At 38.1% G+C, this 19,815-nt stretch carries 19 protein-coding genes; 9 read left to right on the plus strand and 10 right to left on the minus strand.

The genetic code is table 11. From position 1 onward, the window contains the following. Positions 1 to 211 precede the first annotated feature (211 nt). Positions 212 to 337, minus strand: coding sequence for a hypothetical protein (locus tag HEQ36_RS09920; protein WP_256366891.1), 126 nt, complete (start codon positions 335 to 337; stop codon positions 212 to 214). A 293-nt stretch (positions 338 to 630) separates the two neighbouring features. After that, positions 631 to 1,089 carry an NADAR domain-containing protein gene (locus HEQ36_RS09925; protein ID WP_053539444.1) on the minus strand — a complete coding sequence of 153 codons (459 nt, stop codon included), beginning with the start codon at positions 1,087 to 1,089 and terminating at the stop codon, positions 631 to 633. A 159-nt stretch (positions 1,090 to 1,248) separates the two neighbouring features. Between HEQ36_RS09925 and HEQ36_RS09930 the strand changes: the two genes are divergently transcribed. The 5 genes from HEQ36_RS09930 (at position 1,249) to HEQ36_RS09950 (ending at position 6,129) form a co-directional block, all read left to right on the plus strand. Then, positions 1,249 to 1,875, plus strand: a complete 627-nt coding sequence (locus HEQ36_RS09930; RefSeq protein WP_053539443.1) for a DUF4129 domain-containing protein — start codon at positions 1,249 to 1,251, stop codon at positions 1,873 to 1,875. 158 nt (positions 1,876 to 2,033) lie between these two features. Next, positions 2,034 to 3,113, plus strand: a complete 1,080-nt coding sequence (locus HEQ36_RS09935) for a DUF4350 domain-containing protein (RefSeq protein ID WP_168636958.1) — start codon at positions 2,034 to 2,036, stop codon at positions 3,111 to 3,113. Between the two features lie 150 nt (positions 3,114 to 3,263). Further along, positions 3,264 to 4,217 (plus strand): MoxR family ATPase, encoded by a 954-nt coding sequence (locus HEQ36_RS09940; protein WP_168636957.1) that lies wholly within the window; start codon positions 3,264 to 3,266, stop codon positions 4,215 to 4,217. A gap of 315 nt (positions 4,218 to 4,532) precedes the next feature. Continuing rightward, positions 4,533 to 4,730: a hypothetical protein gene (locus HEQ36_RS09945; RefSeq protein WP_053539440.1), complete on the plus strand. Its 198-nt coding sequence runs from the start codon at positions 4,533 to 4,535 to the stop codon at positions 4,728 to 4,730. Positions 4,731 to 4,809: 79 nt separating this feature from the next. Next, positions 4,810 to 6,129, plus strand: coding sequence for a DUF58 domain-containing protein (locus HEQ36_RS09950; protein WP_168636956.1), 1,320 nt, complete (start codon positions 4,810 to 4,812; stop codon positions 6,127 to 6,129). 100 nt (positions 6,130 to 6,229) lie between these two features. On the opposite strand, the gene HEQ36_RS09955 is transcribed toward HEQ36_RS09950, so the two are convergent. Further along, positions 6,230 to 7,186 (minus strand): stage II sporulation protein M, encoded by a 957-nt coding sequence (locus tag HEQ36_RS09955; protein ID WP_168636955.1) that lies wholly within the window; start codon positions 7,184 to 7,186, stop codon positions 6,230 to 6,232. Positions 7,187 to 7,265: 79 nt separating this feature from the next. Here HEQ36_RS09955 and HEQ36_RS09960 point away from each other — a divergent pair, with 79 nt between their 5' ends. After that, the gene (locus tag HEQ36_RS09960) at positions 7,266 to 8,117 is read left to right on the plus strand and encodes a DUF975 family protein (protein WP_168636954.1); all 852 of its coding nucleotides are present in this window, start codon (positions 7,266 to 7,268) and stop codon (positions 8,115 to 8,117) included. 20 nt (positions 8,118 to 8,137) lie between these two features. Beyond that, the gene (locus HEQ36_RS09965; protein WP_168636953.1) at positions 8,138 to 8,917 is read left to right on the plus strand and encodes an RDD family protein; all 780 of its coding nucleotides are present in this window, start codon (positions 8,138 to 8,140) and stop codon (positions 8,915 to 8,917) included. A 374-nt stretch (positions 8,918 to 9,291) separates the two neighbouring features. Here HEQ36_RS09965 and HEQ36_RS09970 read toward each other — a convergent pair whose 3' ends face one another. From HEQ36_RS09970 to HEQ36_RS09985, 4 genes are all read right to left on the minus strand, one after another. Further along, a complete protein-coding gene (locus HEQ36_RS09970; RefSeq protein ID WP_168636952.1) occupies positions 9,292 to 11,304 on the minus strand; it encodes a cation:proton antiporter in 2,013 nt (670 codons plus the stop codon). A 182-nt stretch (positions 11,305 to 11,486) separates the two neighbouring features. Beyond that, positions 11,487 to 12,764, minus strand: coding sequence for a phosphoribosylamine--glycine ligase (gene purD / locus HEQ36_RS09975; protein WP_168636951.1), 1,278 nt, complete (start codon positions 12,762 to 12,764; stop codon positions 11,487 to 11,489). Continuing rightward, a complete protein-coding gene (locus HEQ36_RS09980; protein ID WP_267902207.1) occupies positions 12,765 to 12,887 on the minus strand; it encodes a hypothetical protein in 123 nt (40 codons plus the stop codon). A 751-nt stretch (positions 12,888 to 13,638) separates the two neighbouring features. Continuing rightward, a complete protein-coding gene (locus HEQ36_RS09985; protein ID WP_290707543.1) occupies positions 13,639 to 13,824 on the minus strand; it encodes a hypothetical protein in 186 nt (61 codons plus the stop codon). Positions 13,825 to 14,166: 342 nt separating this feature from the next. On the opposite strand from HEQ36_RS09985, the gene HEQ36_RS09990 reads away from it, so the two are divergent. Then, a complete protein-coding gene (locus tag HEQ36_RS09990; protein WP_053540817.1) occupies positions 14,167 to 15,054 on the plus strand; it encodes an IS982 family transposase in 888 nt (295 codons plus the stop codon). Between the two features lie 319 nt (positions 15,055 to 15,373). On the opposite strand, the gene HEQ36_RS09995 is transcribed toward HEQ36_RS09990, so the two are convergent. The 3 genes from HEQ36_RS09995 to HEQ36_RS10005 form a co-directional block, all read right to left on the minus strand. Further along, positions 15,374 to 15,694, minus strand: coding sequence for a hypothetical protein (locus HEQ36_RS09995; RefSeq protein WP_053539433.1), 321 nt, complete (start codon positions 15,692 to 15,694; stop codon positions 15,374 to 15,376). Between the two features lie 1,125 nt (positions 15,695 to 16,819). Next, positions 16,820 to 17,575: a uroporphyrinogen-III C-methyltransferase gene (gene cobA / locus HEQ36_RS10000; protein ID WP_205748621.1), complete on the minus strand. Its 756-nt coding sequence runs from the start codon at positions 17,573 to 17,575 to the stop codon at positions 16,820 to 16,822. Further along, a complete protein-coding gene (locus HEQ36_RS10005; protein WP_053539431.1) occupies positions 17,568 to 18,311 on the minus strand; it encodes a sirohydrochlorin chelatase in 744 nt (247 codons plus the stop codon). The genes cobA and HEQ36_RS10005 overlap by 8 nt, the downstream gene beginning before the upstream one ends. Before the next feature lie 112 nt (positions 18,312 to 18,423). On the opposite strand from HEQ36_RS10005, the gene HEQ36_RS10010 reads away from it, so the two are divergent. After that, on the plus strand, positions 18,424 to 19,041 hold the full coding sequence (locus HEQ36_RS10010; RefSeq protein ID WP_168636949.1) for a CAP family protein: 618 nt from the start codon (positions 18,424 to 18,426) through the stop codon (positions 19,039 to 19,041). Positions 19,042 to 19,815: the final 774 nt, after the last annotated feature.

Here is a 19,815-nt window from a genome sequence, read left to right on the forward strand (position 1 = left end):
TACTTTTATCTGCACATTTTTCCTAACTCCCTAAAAAATGGGCGAACCGGGAGTTACTAAATAAAAAACATAAGTTTGATGAAAACCTATATTTTTGGGAATTACACGCTACTTTTAGCAGTAATTTTATTTTGATGCAATTGAGTAATTACTCAGGATTTTTTAAGTTTTGAAACAAAACAGATTTCACCCTCATGCACCCTAAAATACCTTAAAACCCTCCTAATGCACGAATATTATCAAGAATGGTAACTTCTCCATAGGGATCGCCCACAGCCCGCATTAAAGGTAAAGCTTGATTGTAAAAGACCAGTGCCTTTTGCTTTTCTCGTGACATACTCCACACACTCCCTTTCAGGTGAGTGTGGGCTTCTCGGCGACTCCTCTATGAAGACATTAACCGAGCTTTAAAGCCCTATGCCCTAGGGACTTTTTGAGATAATTTTTAACTTTTTTGATAGGCTGCTTTTCAGCATTTAATTGAGTTACACCTACCCTTGAAAATTATATCAAATATTTGAAAAAAAATCAAGAAAGTGTTCATTCCTCATCGCCTTCCTATCGGGTAGGTGAGAGGCTTCTACTGTTTAAGCTAAACAGTATTTTAATAGACAAGCAGTATAAAATTTTTCATATTTCTAATAACTGTAACCGTATTTCTGCCCGTACACTCATGAGGATTTTACCGAGGTGATTTTCTCCTGTATGATTTGCACCACAGCCCCAGAAACAGTCTGTAGGCGAATTTTCTATGAGCATTTCATCACCTGTGATTAATAATATTTCCCTAATATCAGGATGAGTGATAAATTTCTTGAATACTGCCCTTCGCATCACCTGAGTTTTCACCAATTCCCAATCTGGACGGAGACAACGAGAGGGACAACGTCCTAAAGCAGCAGCTTCTTCAGGGGTAGGAGCAGCGTGGATTAAAGGTATAATCGGGGCATCTGGACTACCAACAAACTTTTGTCCTTGATAATAATGCTCAACAGTTGGCCAATAAGTACCTTCGACATCAATCCCGTGAGGAGAAAAATTAGAAAAACACCCGTATGGCTGGGAAACCTTATAAAAGTAAATAGTCATGCTATTGGAGGAGGTAGGGGTGCAGGGACTGCGCCCAGTCAGGAGGAGTGCTGTAAGGCTTTTGACTTAATTTTTGGACTTCATTCAAGTACATACCGCTATAACATTAGCAAAATCAGTAATGATGTAAATAAATAATAGGTTAAGCCATTCTGTTTTATGACTACAGATGCTTTTGAACAAACAAATTGGGTGTGGCAGTTTTCCTTATTCCAACAGCAGGTAGGAGAATGGGTAGAATACCAATTTTCCAGATTTGAAACCACCTTACCAGAGTTGCCTCCTGGCTGGTCAATCAGTCCTTGGTTAAATGAATTACTAACAATCCTATTTTGGTCAGGATTGGGTTTATTCTTGCTATGGGTAGGTTGGCGCTTATGGCAGGAATTTAATCCTTATATCTATACTTGGCTGAAGGCGGTGAGTAATGCTAGGGGTTCTAAAACCAAAGCTAATTCCAGAGAAACATCCATTACCCTGTTATTAAGCCAAGCTCAGGAATTTCAACGGCAGTATAATTATAGAGAAGCCTGTCGTTGTATTTATTTAGCAATGTTACAACAATTACATGAACAAGCGATCGCTCGCCAACAACCCAGCCGCACGGACGGAGAATATTTGCAATTACTCAAATCCTCCGTCACCCTCCTCCAACCATATCAAACATTAATCACCACCCATGAACAACTGTGCTTTAGTCAGCATGAGATTTTAGCAGAAAATTATCAACAGTGTTGGCAAGCTTATAGAAAAATCCAGGAATCATTAGTCAGGAGTCAGGAGTAAAAGTTTCTTTTAAGGGACTTCCAAATAAAAATATGTCCCAAAACTAACGCAAAAACTCTCTCTATTTCTTCTCTCTCTGTGTTCTCTGTGCCTCTGTGGTTCTTTTGTTCATTTATTGGGATAATTTTTTTCTTGGAAATTCCTAATTCAGATAAATCATGAAACGCAATCAGCGCGTTGCTTGGTTAGGTGCGATAGTCTTAGCCGTGATTATTTTACTTACCACTATAGCAGCCCCCAACACCCAAATAACTAGTGGTTCTACTTATAATCGCGGCCCTGATGGCTATGGTGCGTGGTATGCCTTTATGCAAGATCAAAATATCAGTATTCAACGTTGGCAAAAACCATTTAGTGATTTACCAACAACAAAAAACCCTATTACTTTATTACAAGTTAATAGCGCCCTTCAAGAAATAGAAATATATTCAGAACCAGAAGAATGGGTAAAAAAAGGGAATAACCTCGTAATTTTAGGAATTAAACAACCAGTAACAGCAGCAGTATTTAGTACACAGCAGCAATCACCCTTCGGAAACATCAAGATTGATACCCGTCGCCGATATCATACTTCAAAAGCAGAACAAGTCATATTAGGAGACGAATTTGGAGCAATAATTTGGCAGAAAAAATCCGGTAAAGGCAAAGTAATTTTAGTAACAACACCATATTTAGCTGCTAATGCCTATCAAGAGAATGACAGTAATTTTAAATTATTAGCAGATTTAGTCACTAAAAATAGTCAAAAAGTATTTGTAGACGAATATATACATGGCTATAAAGACAAAGATATTCAGAAAAAAGTAGGAGAAGATAGTATATTCAATTACTTCGCCAAAACTCCCCTATTACCAGCCTTTATCCAGCTAATTGTCCTATTATTGGCATTAATTTGGGCAGAAAATCGCCGCTTTGGTAACCCAGTAAACTTAGAAACACCCGTCATAAATAATAGTCAGGCTTATATTCAAGCTTTAGCGGGAGTTCTCCACAAAGCAGAATCTACCGATTTTGTCGTGGAAATGTTGGGGAAAGAAGAACAAATACAACTGCAAAAAGCTTTGGGTTTGAGTCAAATTCCTGTAGACAATCAGGTTTTACTAAAAATCTGGGAAGAACAAACAGGGAATAATACAGAAAAACTTAATGCAGTATTACAACTACAATCACAAAAACGCCGAATAAGTGAACGAGAACTGATAAGCTGGTTAGAGAAATGGCGTAATTTGCGAAAATAATTAAACGCAGATGAACGCAAATAAACGCAGATAAATACGGATGATTATGATTCTGTGCAGCTTTAGATAAATTTGGTATAGGTCTTTTGATGAATATGATATTTCTCGAAATCTTTTTTTATTCCTTTTTTTTGTGAGTGATTGATAAATATGAGTGAAACTAATAATTCGATTTTAATTAACCTGGGAAAAGCAATTAATCAAATAGTTGTTGGACAACCCGCTTTGATTAAACAGACATTAATTGCTTTATTAGCAGGTGGACATATTATTTTAGAAGGAGTTCCTGGCACAGGAAAAACATTGTTAGTTAAAGTATTGGCACAATTAATCCAATCTGATTTTCGTCGTATTCAACTAACTCCAGATGTTCTCCCGTCAGATATTACAGGGACAAATATTTTTGACTTAAATACCCGCGATTTCACATTAAAAAAAGGTCCCGTTTTTACAGAAATACTTTTAGCCGATGAAATTAACCGCACTCCTCCAAAAACCCAAGCTGCACTTTTGGAAGCAATGGAAGAAATGCAAGTTACCCTCGACGGTGAAAGTTTACCATTACCTGATTTATTTTGGGTAATTGCTACCCAAAACCCTTTAGAATTTGAAGGAACTTATCCTTTACCAGAAGCACAATTAGATCGGTTTTTGTTTAAGTTAATTGTAGATTATCCAGAACAATCAGCCGAAAAACAAATGTTATTAAATCGTCAGTCTGGGTTTACTGCAAAACGTACAGATATTGCTAACTTAAAACCTGTCACTACAGTAATTGATATTTTGCAAGCTAGACAAGCTGTAAAACAAGTTCAAGTATCAGAAACAATAGTTGATTATTTATTAGAAATTGTGAGAAAATCCCGTCAATATCCTGATTTAGCTTTAGGTGCATCTCCTCGCGCTGCGGGTGCTTGGTTGCAAACTTCTCAAGCCGCAGCTTGGTTATCGGGAAGGAATTTTGTCACTCCAGATGATGTAAAATCAGTGGCTTCACCCTTATTGCGTCATCGTTTATTATTGAAACCGGAAGCAATGCTAGATGGTTTACAAATTGATGCAGTAGTTGCAGCAGTAATTAATCAAGTTCCAGTTCCTAGATAAGTAGGTTGGCGTTGAAAATTGTCGTTATGGCAAGGCAAAAGGCAAGAGGCAAGAGTGAAGAGGGTTTAGGCGATTTTACATTTCTTTACACAGTTTGGTTTTATTGTGTTCACCTACTTAATTCATTGATAATCTCATGTTGAAAACGACTCTCATCACAAGAATTACGTTCCCTAAGAGACTTCCAAGAAATAAATTATCCCAAGAAACGAACCACAGAGGCACAGAGTACACAGAGAGAGAATTGTTGCATCAGTTTTGGGACATTTTTTTATTTGGAAGTCTCTAAAGAGACAAGGATAGTTAATAAAAACCATGAATGATTCAGCATTTATTATCTTTATTCTCTTTGCAATAATTTGGCTTTTAATGGCAACTGCATCTGTAATTATCTTCTTGAAATCAGATGGGCAAAAAATTCATTTTGGCAAAACCGGACTGATTATTTCTATCTCTATTATTCTGCCAATTATTATGGCTCTGAGTTATGCAGCATTTAAGGGAACATTTTGAAATTTCCCTAATAGTCTAGTTGCAATTAGTCACAAAATTGACCGCATAAGTCAGTATTCATAAATTCATCCTTGATAATATGATTCCATCCAAAAAAGTTTATTTTTTATTAATTGTGGGAATATTTATCTCCCCAATTTTATCTATGATTCTGGGAATTTATCAAACCATAATCATAACTTGTTTATTTGATCTTACGGTTTTCACCTTCATGGTAATTGATGGTTGGAGAATGAAAGCAACCCGCGTAGAAATTACCCGCGAATTACCATCACGTTTATCTATTGGTAGAGATAATTCAGTTATTTTAAAAGTAAAAGCTGGGAAAATTGATGCAGTTATTGAAATCCACGATTATTACCCACAAGAATTTACTGTTTCTACAACCACAGTTACAGCTAATATTAATGCTAATCAAAGCCAGGAATTAACTTACACAGTTTACCCAAATCAACGAGGAGAGTTTTCTTGGGGAAATATCCAAGTCCGACAGTTGGGAATGTGGGGGTTAGTGTGGCATGATTGGCAAATTCCCCACAGTACACAGGTAAAAGTATATCCTGATTTAGTGGGATTGCGATCGCTCTCTATTCGTCTGACATTACAATCATCAGGTTCTATCCGCAAAACTCGGCAAATGGGTATAGGCACAGAATTTGCAGAATTGCGAAACTACCGCAGCGGTGACGATTTACGCTTTATTGATTGGAAAGCCACTGCTAGACGTGCCTACGGTAATACAGGACCCCTCGTTAGAGTTTTAGAACCAGAACAAGAACAAACATTATTGATATTACTAGATCGTGGCAGATTGATGACAGCCAAAGTCCAAGGTTTGCAACGATTTGATTGGGGTTTAAACACCACATTGTCCCTAGCATTAGCAGGATTGCACAGAGGCGATCGCGTTGGTGTTGGTGTATTTGACAACAAAATACATACGTGGATACCCCCGGAACGAGGACAACATCACCTCAATCAACTCATTGATAAACTCACCCCCATTCAACCAGAATTAATAGAATCTGATTATTTAGGTGCAGTTACCCACGTCGTCAAACAACAAACCCGCAGGGCTTTAATAGTCATCATTACCGACTTAGTTGATATCACCGCTTCCTCCGAACTTCTCCTAGCCCTCACCAGACTCGCACCCCGTTATTTACCATTTTGCGTCACCCTGCGAGATCCTCAAGTTGATAATTTAGCACATACATTTACTGAAGATGCCACACAATCCTATATTCGCGCAGTTGCTTTAGATTTATTAGCACAAAGACAACTAGCATTTGCCCAATTAAAACAAAAAGGAGTATTAGTTCTTGACGCACCAGCAAATCAAATTTCCGAACAATTAGTTGATAAATATTTACAACTTAAAGCCAGAAATCAACTGTGAAATATTGCGGGAATTAATGGAGGTAGGGGCGCAGGGCCTGCGCCCAGGAGTCATTGGTAAAACAATACAATTTCTTCCTTCGCGCCTTTGCGTGAGACATTCATATTTTCTTCTTCCGACTACAATACCGCACCAAAACCACAAACAAACCCATCCCAAACAAATATTTAATTGGATCTGGAATCATCGGATTAGGAGAGAAAAAACCCTCAATTAAACCAGCAACAATCAACATCGGCACAATCCCAAAAACCAATTGTACAGCCAAAGAACCATAAAACTTCAAAGCATCCAGACGACGATATTTACCAGGAAATAAAATTGCCCTTGCCAGCAACAAACCTGAACCTCCTGCAAAAAATATCGCAGGTAATTCCAAAGCACCATGAGGAAATACAAACGCCCAAAACGGGTAAGCCAGATTATTTTGAGCAACTAAAGCACCAATAGCGCCCATTAACAAACCATTGAATACTAATAAATAAATCGTATATAAACCCGCCGTAATTCCCCCAGCTACAGCCCCAAAAGACACAGAAATATTATTCATCATAATATTACTAGAAGCTAATGGTTCAATCCCCACAATCGAACCCATCCATAATTCACCCTTATCTCGCACCAGAGAAATCAACCTTTCCGGTACTACCAAAGACATAAAACTCGGATCTTGCCAAGCATACCACCAAGCAATTAAGCCTCCTAAAATGAACATAGCGGTGGCTATGGCAATGTATAGCAACGTTTGCTGCACCACTTGAGGAAATCCCCACAGGTAAAATTCTTTCGCTGCTTGCCATTCCTGTCGCCGCGAACCCTGGTATATCTGTGTATAGGCGCGAGTTGTCAATGATTGTAAACTTTGAATTAAAGTTTTACCAACTTGCTGAGTCCGCGCCCTAGCTAAATCCGCTGCTACAGAACGATATAAACTCGCCAGTTCCCTAATTTCTGCCGAACGCAGGGACTTTAAGCGTTTTTGTTCTACCTTCTTCAACAAAGCATCTAAACGCTGCCAATTAGCCTCGCGTCTTCCTATCCAACGTTGAATATTCATAAAATTTCTAAATACTTAGTACAGATTAGCTTAAAATAACTTCAAAGTAAGCACCGTATCTTAGGAAAAAATTAACACCATGTCTGGAAATTTTGGTTCTTCTAGCTCCATACAACCATTGAGTTTAGGTAGTGTTGTCAGTGCGGGAATACGATTATACCGTTCCCATCTCAAAAAATATTTTCTCATAGCCCTTAAAGCTTATGCTTGGTTACTAGTTCCTATTTACGGTTGGGTGAAATTTTATGCCCTTTCAGCCCTGATTTCTCGATTAGCTTTTGGCGAATTAGTTAACCAACCAGAAAGCGTCTCATCCGGTGAGCGGTTTGTCAATTCCCGCTTATGGGAATTTTTTGTCAACATTATCCTCATGCTCGTCATTACTCTAGGAATTACATTTGGATCTATACTTATTGGTGGTTTACTAATAGGTATATCAACAGAATTACTAGGAGGATTACAGGATGCAAATCCAGCTAATATAGCTATTATCATTTTAATAACTTTGGTAGAAATAATAATCATTTTTACAGGAATTGTATGGATAGGAACTAGATTTTATTTAGTAGATGTTTCCCTAGCTATTGAGGATGATGTTAACGGTAGTTCAACGATTAATCGTAGCTGGGAATTAACCAAAGGAAATATCGGCAGAATAGTGTTAATCTCCCTAATTGGTAGTTTAATAACCATTCCCATCCAACTTATTATTCAAATCATCACTAGTATTGTTCAGTTGATTTTCACACCTTTACTAAAAGAGGGAAATGCTGGTTTTTCAATGATTTTTTCCCTGTTAATTCTTGGGCTGACTTTTGCTGGTTTAGCATTAATTACACCTTTTTGGCAAACAGTTAAAGCCGTTATTTATTATGACCTTAGAAGTCGGCGAGAAGGGTTGGGTTTACAATTACGTGATCACGATATTTAATTAAATTCAAATATAATATAATGCACCTTTTTAATCGCATTAAATTCACTACACCTGAAAGTGTAGAAATAGAATTTACCCTGGCTGGAATTGGTAGTCGGGCTTTAGCACTAATGATTGACTACCTAATTTTAGCTTTTACTTTAGTAATATTGGCGTTAATATGGTCGTTTATTTTTCAGCAAATTACTGATTTGGGAGTTAGTATTTTTGGCTCTAATTTTGGTTTGTGGTTGATAGCCATATCTCTATTAAGTTTTTTCTTTATTTACACAGGTTATTTCGTCCTTTTTGAAACTCTTTGGCACGGACAAACACCCGGTAAAAGGATTGCTAAAATTCGTGTTGTGCGCGATGATGGTAGACCTGTGGGTTTACAACAATCAGCATTACGAGCCTTACTCCGTCCTCTTGATGAATCCTTATTTATTGGTGCTTTTTTAATTACTTTTAGTAATCGAGAAAAGCGTCTTGGTGATTTAGCTGCTGGGACAATTGTAATTCAGGCAGAAACAGTTGTGAAATCATCAAATTTAGCTATTTCTGAAACAGCTAAATCTTTCCATATTCAATTACGAGAAATAGCCGATTTATCACTTTTATTACCAGATGATTTTGCCATTATTCGAGAATATTTACGCCGACGCGGTGGAATGTCCACAAAAGCCCGGACAGCACTTTCTTTAAAACTCACCCAACAGGTTCAATCTATTATTAATTTAGAAATTCTGCCAGGAAATATTGCTTCAGATGTATTTTTAGAAGCTGTTTATCTCGCCTATCAAAACCCTGAATTTTAGAGGTTGTTTGAAAAGTATTAGATGCAACCGATCATCTCCAGAAACCTAACCTCCATTCCTCTGCCTAGCCCTTATATGGTAGGTTGGGTTGTGGAACGTAAATGTATTCCTGACGGGGGGCTTTAGCCTTAGTGTGGCGTATCCCTGCGGGAGCCGGAAGCATCAGCCATAACCCAATATTATCATGGATTTTGTTGGGTTTCGCTATCGCTCAACCCAACCTACATTTCCTTGGGACTTCCAATTAAAAAAATACCCAAAAATTTCTTGTGGTGCGGGACGAAAAGCCTGCTAATGATCAAGGACAGGCAGGATGCCCATCCCACAAAATTGGGTAATTTATTTTTTGGTGTTCCCTTAACCGACAAGTATTGCTACTTAATGGTGATTTTACCTTCAGCAAATTGGATTAAAGCTGTTAATTCTTCTGCTGATCCTACCACTAATAGGCGATCGCCTAGAAGGAGTGTAGTTTGACTATTGGGATAATCAATTTCTTCTCCATCAACCCGACAAATAGCCATTAAACTCACCCCAGTTAAATAACGCATATTCACTTCTTCTAAAGTCATGCCAATTAAAGGTGAATCTGCTGGTAAGTCATACCAACGACGATTTAGATCACGGGTGACTTTTTGTAAATATTGAGAAACTTCAGCAGCAGAACTTTCAGGGCGTAAATCCAAATAATGATCTTGGCGAATTTGTTGCATTTTCTCTTGTACCACTTCTGGTAACAAACCCACAGTAATTAAGAGATGATTTACCATTTCCAAACTAGCTTCAAATTCTGGTTGGACAACTTCCTTTGCCCCCAATTGATAAAGAAGCTCAATATTTTTATCTTGGGTAGCACGGACAACTGTATCTAATTCTGGACATACTTCCAAAGATCTTTTTAAGCATAGTCGAATACTAGCAGGATCTGGGAGAGCGATCGCCATTCCTTGAGCATGACTGACACCAGCGGTTTCTAAGACATGAAGACTCACCGCATTACCATAAACATAGGCAATTCCTGCTTCCCTTAACTGTTGAATCCGACTTTCTGATTGGTCAATTACCACCACAGATAATTGATATTGCTGTAACAACTTTACCAAATTTTTACCCAGTCGTCCATAACCACAAACTACGATATGATTTTTCTGTGGCAAATCTTCCGAAAAATCACGAGCTTGGTCATCCACCAAATATGGTTTTAGCCAAGGCATAGATTCAGCAAAATCAAATAAAAATGGCACTAATCGCAAGACAAAAGGGGTCAACATTAAAGTAACGGCAGTAGTTCCTAAAATTAGTAAATATATCCGCCGAGACACCAAACCTAAAGCTTGACCTTCACTAGCCAGAACAAAAGAAAATTCCCCAATTTGTGCTAATCCCAACCCCACAATTAAAGATGTTTTTAAAGGATAGCGAAACAGGCTTACTAAAGGAGTAATAATTAAAAACTTACCCACAAAAACCAAAGCCACCAATCCGAGAATCAATTCTAGATTTTGCCACAAAAATACCGGATCAATCAACATCCCAATGGCAGCAAAAAATAAACTAGCAAATATATCCCGCAATGGTTCAACAATAGTCAAAGTTTCATCAGCATATTCCACCTCAGAAATCATCAATCCAGCGACAAATGCCCCCATTTCAATAGATAACCCCAAGTATTCTGTGAATATGGCAATTCCTAAACAGATGGTGACAATACCTAATAAAAATAACTCCTTACTTTCCGTTCTGGCTAATAATCTGAGTAAGGGAGGAATTAACCAAATCCCCGCTACAACCGCACCAGCGGCAAATAAACCAATCTTTAGCAATGCCATCAGCACAGCAATGCCAATCACCTCTCCTGGTGCATGGAGGGCTGGTAAGACAGCTAACATTAGTCCCAGTGCTAAATCCTGGACAACCAACATCCCCAGCATCACCTGACCGTGAGGTGTTTCCGTCTCATTGCGTTCCATTAAGCACTTGAGAACCACCGCAGTGGAAGACAGAGACAAAATCGAACCCAAAAATACACCTTTAGCGGGTAAAGTTCCCCAAGCGCCAGTGACACCGCAGACCAAAACAGTGATGAGAATAGTGAGGATAATTTGTAAAGTACCACCTCCGAGAGCGATCGCTTTAACTTTCCTAAGTTCCGTTAAGGAAAACTCCACACCCAAAGCAAACAACAAAAACGCCACCCCAAACTGAGCCAAGGTTTCCACTTGGATAAGTTCCTTAATCAGTCGCAGTCCAGAAGGACCAACAACCATCCCACCAATGATATATCCCAGCAAAACAGGTTGTTTTAACAGCGCAGCTAATAGTCCACCGCAAGCTGCAACAGCAAACACCAAAACTAAATCAATAATTAAACGAAAATCTTCTTGCACCAGTTTTAATTAAGAACTATAAACAACCATATAGATTCAGCATACAAACTTTTAGCAATTTGCGGGGAGGGCTGCGATACAAGAAAATATAGCAGGGGGGCAGGGGGGGAGGATTTATTTAAGATTCCTCTGCGCCTCTGCGCCTCTGCGAGAGCAAAAAATCTAATTCAAGTACCCAAAAATCAGCCTAAAACCCGATAACCAATATCTCGGCGATAATACATTTCATCAAATTGAATGCTCTTTATACCTGCATAGGCTTGAGCTAAAGCTGCTTGAAAATCCTCACCCAAACCAGTGACATTTAACACCCTACCGCCATCTGTCACAACTTCCTGGACGGCATTTAACCTTGTCCCCGCGTGAAAAACCGTCGCCCCTACGGTCTGGGCTGCGGCAAAACCAGTAATTACCTTACCCTTAATATACTCTCCCGGATAACCACCAGAAGCAGCCACCACCGTCGCCGCTGCCCCTTGTTTCCAAGCAATCGGCGGCATATTTCCTAACCGCTGTTCTATACAAGCCAAAATTAAATCTTCCAAAGGTGTTTCTAGCATTGGTAAAATCACTTGGGTTTCTGGATCACCAAAGCGACAGTTAAATTCTAAAACCCGAAAATCCCCATCTGGTGAAATCATTAACCCCGCATACAAAATGCCTCGGTAGTCAATGCCCCTAGCCTGTAAGGCGTGAATAGTTCTTTCTAATACTTCTGTTTGTACCCGTGCCATTAACTGCGGTGTGGCTATTGGGGCGGGAGCATAAGCACCCATGCCCCCGGTATTGTCTCCTGTATCACCTTCACCAACACGCTTATGATCTTGAGCAGGTAATAATGGACGAATGGTTAAACCATCGGTGAGAGCTAAAATAGATACTTCTTGCCCGACTAAACATTCTTCAATGACAACGGAACTACCAGCAGATCCAAATTGTCCTTGAAAAATTGCCTCAATTGCTGCTTCAGCTTGGGCAATAGTTTCGGCAACTGTTACCCCCTTTCCAGCCGCTAAACCATCGGCTTTAATCACAATGGGCGCACCTGCGGATTGAATGTAAGCTTTTGCTGGGACTGCTTCTGTAAATACCGCAGATTTAGCTGTGGGAACTCCGGCTTCTGCCATTAAGGCTTTAGCCCAGGCTTTACTTGCTTCTATTTGCGCCCCTTCCTTATTTGGACCAAATACCATTAAGCCTTGATTTTGCAAATAATCAGTAATTCCCTGAGCTAAAGGTACTTCTGGTCCAACAATTACTAGAGGAATATCATTATTTACCGCATATTCGCTAATACCAGCAAAATCATCCACTGCTAAGGGCAAGTTTTTACAACCGGGCATAGTTGCAGTACCACCATTACCTGGTACACAGACCACTTGCTCGATTTGATCAGATTGCAGCAATTTCCACGCTAGAGCGTGTTCCCGTCCCCCATTCCCGATAACTAAAACTTTCACTTATTTCCTCGCGCGTAATCCAGCAACACGAGAATATATGATACCATCTTCACTTGTCCAAGCTGGTAATCTGGCTAGATTTAGGGTTTGTGTGCCAAAAGAGCGAACTGCTTGCAGCAGCACTTTGCGATCGCACAATCATAATCTAATAATATGCTCTTAGTTTTATCCTAGATGCTATTTATTAGATATGTTGTGATAAGCTTAAATTATAGAAAATCAATAATACTTTTGATATTTATAACTTTTAGCAATTTGCCTTTAGATTTTCTTAATAATTAATTGAGAATCTTTTCTATTTATCAACGAGGTTGCTATACTTTCAGCGATTTGCTATAATTTCAGAGAATTTCATAATTGGCTTACTATTGTCAATTTTGGATCTTTCAGAAGATGTTAGTCTCAAACCCTTTATTGACAGTAGTTTCAGAAATTAATTTCCCAGGCTAATACAAAACTTTACAAAAATTTTAGCCATAAATTTGCTCAGAAATGATCTAATTTGAGCGATAGTAAAAATTTACTATTGACAAATTGACAAATAAGTGATTAGTAACCTTTCAACGTTATTAATTTTAGTGATATGAAGTCAATATGAATCACTTTAACTTCGATATATGGTAGGGGTTTAGCACTACTCATTGGTGTCAACTTGGGTTACAGATGGCTTATTTGTTTGGCTTCCACACCCGCCAGGGAATAAATTCCCTGTCTCATAGCTCAAGTCCGTTAAAACGGACTAATGAATTTTCCTAGTATTTAGTCATCTAAAAGATGACTTTCGCTATTAGCAAGGAACTTGAGTTCCTTGCGGGATGAAGATTTTGCGTTAAGTTGACACCATTAAGCTTTTGCTTTACCCCTACCCACAAAATCAAATTATTAAGGCGTGTTGAGTATAGCATATTGCAATGACAATGACATTACGGTATTTGGTGAAAAAATCGCTATTTCTGGTAATAATTATAGCTAAACCCCGTCTAAGATGAAAACCATAGTTATTGAAAGTAGTGGGAGCATCTTGCTCCCTGCTGTTAAGTAGCGAGCAAGATGCTCGCATTACTTCAGGTTTCAAAATGGATGAGGTTTATAGCCGCCGGAACGTCCTAACTACCCTGTCTGGTGCTATACAGCACTTCCTGATGTTATGAACCTGAGTTCGATGTAAGAAAACCAGCTAAAAATGAGTATTCAAAAGGGTTAGAGGCTTTTCTGGAAAGAGCCTATATTCTCAATAAGCCTTAATTATTGAGAATTAATAGGAAACCAGCCTAGATTTAAGTAAATTTTCATAACAAAATCTAAATTTATATTACGAATACTATTTGAATACAAACTCAAAGTACCTCAGATTAGGGACAATAGAAGAGGTTTAATTAAAGAAAATTAATGATTATAACTCATGGAATTAGAAACTATTTTCTGTGAAATTGATGATTTTTGTACCTATTTTGAGCCAATGTTTCAAGCTCAACTTATCCCATCCCAAATAAAAAAAAGAATTAGACCCAGCCGATTATGTCTAAGTGAAATTATGACAATAATTGTGTATTTTCATCGCTCTAGTTACCGCAATTTTAAAGATTATTACCTGAAACATATCTTCAAATATTGCCAAGGTGAATTTCCCAATTTAGTGAGTTATCAAAGATTTGTTGAATTAATGCCAAATGCTTTAATTCCCTTGATGTATTATCTGAATACACGAAAAGGACTCAATACAGGTATAAGTTTTATTGATAGTACCTCTATTCCCATTTGTCATTCTAAAAGAGCCAAGACAAATAAGGTCTTTAAAGATTTAGCTGGCTGGGGGAAAAGTTCTATTTGTTGGTATTTTGGGTTTAAACTTCATTTGATTATTAATGATCAAGGAGAGTTACTTGCGTTTCAAATTACTCCTGGAAATACAGATGACCGAAAACCTGTTCCCACTTTGACTAAGAACTTATTTGGGAAAATATTTGGAGACAAAGGATATATTTCTCAAAAACTCTGGCTTGAACTTTGGTCTAATGGACTCAAATTAATCACTCCTTTCAAGAAAAATATGCGGAATAAGCTCTTGTCCCTGGAGGAGAAATTAATGCTCCGAAAACGCTCTTTAATTGAAACTGTTAATGACCAACTCAAAAATATTTCACAACTTGCTCATTCTCGACATCGAAGTGTTACTAATTTCATGGTTAATGTTGTTGCTGCAATAATAGCTTATACTTGGCAACCTAAAAAACCTTCTTTAAGATTTGATGAAAATGAAATTGAAACCTTACCAGTTTTATTAGCTTAATTACCAATTAAATATCAATATTACCTAATAGTAAATACATTTCAAAAAATTAATTTTTTGAGAACTTTTTGGCGTGGGCTTTAATTCTCAATAACCAATACTTATTGACAGAACTGTTGCTGTTACGTACTTTTAGACTTTTTATTTACATCGAACTCAGGTTTATGAGGTACGGTTTTTTATCGCCAAACCCGTAGGGGCGCAGGGTCTGCGCCCTCCATTGCATTTCATTAGAGCGAGAATTGGGGGTTTTTGGCAAGGAAAGGTTAATATTTTTGATGATTTTGATCCGATTAGTAGGTCGCGGTTCGCTATCGCACTAACTTAATTGAGATTTGATATGTTCAGAAATTTGTCTTTTATGGATTTTTTGTAAAATATCTTTGCGTAGTTCGCATAAGCCGAACCATTCAAAAAAATCCATTTCATCTCCTAAATTTCCTGAGTTAAATTGTTCTAAAAATTGTTCAGAAGTGAGTTGATATTTTTTCTCAAATTTATCTATATCTAAGTTATAGATAGCGAGTTTTTGACGATAACGAGTTAAAATTAAATTTAAAAGTTGTCCAATAATTCTATCTAATTCTGTGTTGTCGCTACAGTTTTCACCCAACAGTTCTAATTTTTCTAATGTATTCATAATTATATATATGTTTTTAGTGAAGTTTTTCTTGATTATACAGTATTCGAGGCAATAAATACCATATATAGGTGCGGCTCTTTTAGGAAGACAAAATACTACATCCGCTTAATATTGAATTTTAAATGTTTATTGATGATTTCTGAATTTTGCTAAGTAGGTTGGCGTTAAAAATTGTCGTTATGACAAGGGAACAGGGAAGAGGTTTTGGGAGATTTTACTTTTCTTTACACAGTTTGGTTTTATAATTTTGACCTACTTATATTATTCATAATGGCTGTATGATAAGTTTAAATTATAGAAAATCAATAATACTTTTGATATTTATAACTTTTAGCAATTTGCCTTTAGATTTTCTTAATAATTAATTGAGAATCTTTTCTATTTATCAACGAGGTTGCTATACTTTCAGCGATTTGCTATAATTTCAGAGAATTTCATAATTGGCTTACTATTGTCAATTTTGGATCTTTCAGAAGATGTTAGTCTCAAACCCTTTATTGACAGTAGTTTCAGAAATTAATTTCCCAGGCTAATACAAAACTTTACAAAAATTTTAGCCATAAATTTGCTCAGAAATGATCTAATTTGAGCGATCGCAAAAATTTCCTATTGACAAATTGACAAAGAAGTGATACATAACTTGTCACCCGTTAAGGGGTAAAGCAAGAGCTTCATTGGTGTCAACTTAACGTAAAACATCTATCCCGCAAAGAACTCAAGTTATCTCATTCCCAGTCAGAGACTGGGAATGAATTCTAGAAGGCTCTGACTTCAATGATATTAGAGGCAGAGCCTCATTAACTGCATTCCTAGTCAGAGACTAGGAACGAGATGTGGTAGGGATTTGAGATTAAGTTGACACCATTAAGCTTTTGCTTTAAGTAGTGAGACAAAATTAATTACACAATGTCATTGCGTTAGCGCAGCGTGGCGTTAGCCATATGGAACGAAGTGAAATGAAGCAATCATAACCCTTGCGATTGCTTCCCTTCGCTCGCAATGACTGTAAATATTTTTGTCTAATTACTTAAAACATTTAATACAACAATCATGACTTTTCAAACACCCTCTAAGGTAGTATTCAGGAGGCATTCAATGTTGTTAAACTTAACTAATTCATAATTATTTAGTTTCCTTTCTTTCCTTACCAGATAATATATCGTGCATCTTAACGACTGCACCAATTACAGCTATTGCTGGGGCAAGAAATCCTTTTGTTTCCACTTGTTTGACAATTGTTCCTAACTCACCAATTAATTCTTCCTGTTCTGTCCGAGTTCCCCAGCGAATTAAGGCAATGGGTGTATCTAAACTCAATCCAGCTAGGGTAAATTGTTCAATAATGTAGGGTAAATTATGAATACCCATATAAATTACTATAGTTTCCGAACCGTGAGCTATGGCTTGCCAATTTACCTGGGGTTTATACTTACCAGCGGATTCATGTCCAGTTACAAAGGTGACAGAAGAACTATAAAGCCGATGGGTTAAGGGTATACCAGCATAGGCCGCTGCGGCGATTCCTGATGTAATCCCTGGCACAACTTCCACGGAAATCCCTGCGGCTATTAATTCCGCCATTTCTTCCCCACCACGACCAAAGATAAAAGGATCACCACCTTTGAGGCGGACAACTATGGCATGATTTTCTGCTTTTTCAATGAGTAATTGGGTGGTGACTTCCTGTAACAGTGAATGTCTACCCATGCGTTTACCCGCGTTGATTTGTTCGGCTTGGGGGTTAATCATTTCCAGCACTTCTGGACTCACCAAAGCATCATAAATAACCACATCTGCACAAGCTAATAAACCTTTTCCTTTGAGAGTCATGAGTCCAGGATCTCCAGGACCTGCACCGACTAAATAGACTTTACCCAACAACTTTTTCCTCTTCTTTGATGAAATTCTCGATTAAATTCGCAAATTCTCGACTTGTTCCTAATGGTTGTGCGAGTTGAAAACTGACTGATGGAAATTGTAATTTTAGCGTTTCTACTGCCAGAGCGATCGCATCAGTTATCCCACCTGTAAATAAAAAATAGGGGAAAATCGCAATTCGTCCATAACCAGCAGCGATTAATTCTTGTACTCTGACTTCTAAACTGGGAGGGACAGACCAATAGGCTGTAACTGCGCCGACAGTAGCTGCTATACTTTCGACAGAGGTATGAGAACCAGCCCGTCGGCTACCATGAGCTAAAATAATGGATACATCTGCTTTAATCGTAGTCATTATCCCCGCGAAAAACTTTTCTAAACCAGGATAACTACCAATATAAGGACGCAATTCTATTATCATTCCTTCACTGATAGCCTGTTCTGCCAGGGCGATTTCTGCGGGAATATCAGTCATCACATGAAATCCCGGTAACAAAAATAGGGGAATAATTTGCAGCTTTTTACAGCCAAAAGCCTGAACAAGATGAGCAAAATCTTGAATTTGCAGATGTAAAGGTTGGATATTTGCCTCTAGGGTAGCAACTTCTACGAAATTTTCCCCTGGGGGTAATATCTCTCTTAACAGCCTAGCTAATTGCTGCATAGCCATATCTGGACGAGGATCACGACTCCCATGAGATACTAAAAGATAAGCGGTAATGTTGTTAAGTTGCATATTAGGTAAATCAAACAAAAGCCGCAGCGGGGACTGTAAAGATTAAATCACAATTCGCCCTATACTCTGACTTTGTTCAAAATTCATTCTTGTTATAGGAAGGATAAAAATCATGAATAAACTTCTTTTATATTTTGCATTAACAACAGGTACAGCGTTAACCCTCGGACTCACAGGAATCATTCCCTCTCAGGTGGCAAATTTAATGCCAATTGGCAGCAATCCTGCTTTAGCGCAAACAAATATTGATTTGAATGTTCTTAGAAGCAATGCTTTGTCTAAACATAACGTTTATCGAGCTATCCATCGTAGTCCCAATATGACAATTAGTAATTCTGCTAATAACACTGCTCAAACCTGGGCGCAATACTTAGCAGCCAATGGATTGCTTCAACACAGTGCAGCTAATCAGCGCAATAATGCTGGAGAAAACTTATATGTTTACTACACTACAGCCCCTTCGATAAGTTCAGACAGCCTGGCTAACACAGCAGTTCAGTCATGGTACGATGAAGTCAAAGCTTATAACTATAATAGTCCAGGTTTCTCTTCTGCTACCGGGCATTTTACCCAGGTTGTGTGGAAAAGTAGCACCCAGTTAGGTTGTGGTGCGGCAAGAGGCACTAAAACTATGAATGGGACTAAATTCAACGCTTTCTATGTGGTCTGTCATTATATACCCGCTGGTAACGTGCAAGGGCAGTTTCCCGCCAACGTTCTAAAACCGTAGGGAAAAAGTCATTTTTCTGTTTTCTATACTCAAAACGGTTGGGACATAAGTAGGTGAACACAATAAAACCAATCTATGTAAAGAAAAGTAAAATAGCCCAAACCCTCTTCACTCTTGCCTTTTGCATGAGTGCCTCTTGCCTTGCCATAACGACGATTTTCAATGCTAACCTACTTAGACTTTTGCAAAATTATGAAAAACTTAGTAGTTCGTCAAATTTATTTTGACGGGTAATGATCGGAAAAAACTTCTGTTCTTCCCTTCCCCCTGCCTCTCTTCTCCCCCTGCTTGTCTTCTATTGGCTTCCACACCCGCCAGGGAATGAATTCCCTGTCTGATAGCTCAAGTCCGTTAAAACGGACTAGTAAAGCAGTGCGAAAGTCAAAAGTCAAAACGAAGACAGTATAGGCTTTTGGACGATTGAGAATAGTTGGTTTATTTATGCCGTTGTGTACTAGTGTTTAGTCATCGAAAGACAACTTTTGCTATTAGCAGTTTTACGTTAAGTTGACACCAATGAGCATTGCTATACTAAACACGGGTGAGATTTAAATTGCCAAATGACAAAGAACCCAGATGTGTAGGGGTAAAGCAAGAGCTTCATTGGTGTCAACTTAATCTCAAATCCCTACCACATCTCGTTCCTAGTCTCTGACTAGGAATGCAGTTGATGAGGCTTTGCCTCTAATATTATTGAAGGCAGAGCCTTTTAGAATTCATTCCCAGTCAGAGACTGGGAATGAGGTGAAAAATTTCCGGGTTATTTAGTCATCA

This window comes from Anabaena sp. 54 (assembly GCF_017355725.1).
Taxonomy (GTDB): domain Bacteria; phylum Cyanobacteriota; class Cyanobacteriia; order Cyanobacteriales; family Nostocaceae; genus Dolichospermum; species Dolichospermum heterosporum.

What these genes read in the sequence shown, in the direction of transcription:
- HEQ36_RS09985 (WP_290707543.1), bottom strand. Translation starts at nt 13,824, where the DNA reads ATGCGAGCATCTTGCTCGCTACTTAACAGCAGGGAGCAAGATGCTCCC.
- HEQ36_RS09955 (WP_168636955.1), bottom strand. Translation starts at nt 7,186, where the DNA reads ATGAATATTCAACGTTGGATAGGAAGACGCGAGGCTAATTGGCAGCGT.
- HEQ36_RS09935 (WP_168636958.1), top strand. Translation starts at nt 2,034, where the DNA reads ATGAAACGCAATCAGCGCGTTGCTTGGTTAGGTGCGATAGTCTTAGCC.
- HEQ36_RS10005 (WP_053539431.1), bottom strand. Translation starts at nt 18,311, where the DNA reads ATGCAACTTAACAACATTACCGCTTATCTTTTAGTATCTCATGGGAGT.
- HEQ36_RS09920 (WP_256366891.1), bottom strand. Translation starts at nt 337, where the DNA reads ATGTCACGAGAAAAGCAAAAGGCACTGGTCTTTTACAATCAAGCTTTA.
- HEQ36_RS10010 (WP_168636949.1), top strand. Translation starts at nt 18,424, where the DNA reads ATGAATAAACTTCTTTTATATTTTGCATTAACAACAGGTACAGCGTTA.
- HEQ36_RS09960 (WP_168636954.1), top strand. Translation starts at nt 7,266, where the DNA reads ATGTCTGGAAATTTTGGTTCTTCTAGCTCCATACAACCATTGAGTTTA.
- HEQ36_RS09950 (WP_168636956.1), top strand. Translation starts at nt 4,810, where the DNA reads ATGATTCCATCCAAAAAAGTTTATTTTTTATTAATTGTGGGAATATTT.
- HEQ36_RS09925 (WP_053539444.1), bottom strand. Translation starts at nt 1,089, where the DNA reads ATGACTATTTACTTTTATAAGGTTTCCCAGCCATACGGGTGTTTTTCT.
- HEQ36_RS09995 (WP_053539433.1), bottom strand. Translation starts at nt 15,694, where the DNA reads ATGAATACATTAGAAAAATTAGAACTGTTGGGTGAAAACTGTAGCGAC.
- HEQ36_RS09965 (WP_168636953.1), top strand. Translation starts at nt 8,138, where the DNA reads ATGCACCTTTTTAATCGCATTAAATTCACTACACCTGAAAGTGTAGAA.
- HEQ36_RS09945 (WP_053539440.1), top strand. Translation starts at nt 4,533, where the DNA reads ATGAATGATTCAGCATTTATTATCTTTATTCTCTTTGCAATAATTTGG.
- HEQ36_RS09930 (WP_053539443.1), top strand. Translation starts at nt 1,249, where the DNA reads ATGACTACAGATGCTTTTGAACAAACAAATTGGGTGTGGCAGTTTTCC.
- HEQ36_RS09940 (WP_168636957.1), top strand. Translation starts at nt 3,264, where the DNA reads ATGAGTGAAACTAATAATTCGATTTTAATTAACCTGGGAAAAGCAATT.
- HEQ36_RS09990 (WP_053540817.1), top strand. Translation starts at nt 14,167, where the DNA reads ATGGAATTAGAAACTATTTTCTGTGAAATTGATGATTTTTGTACCTAT.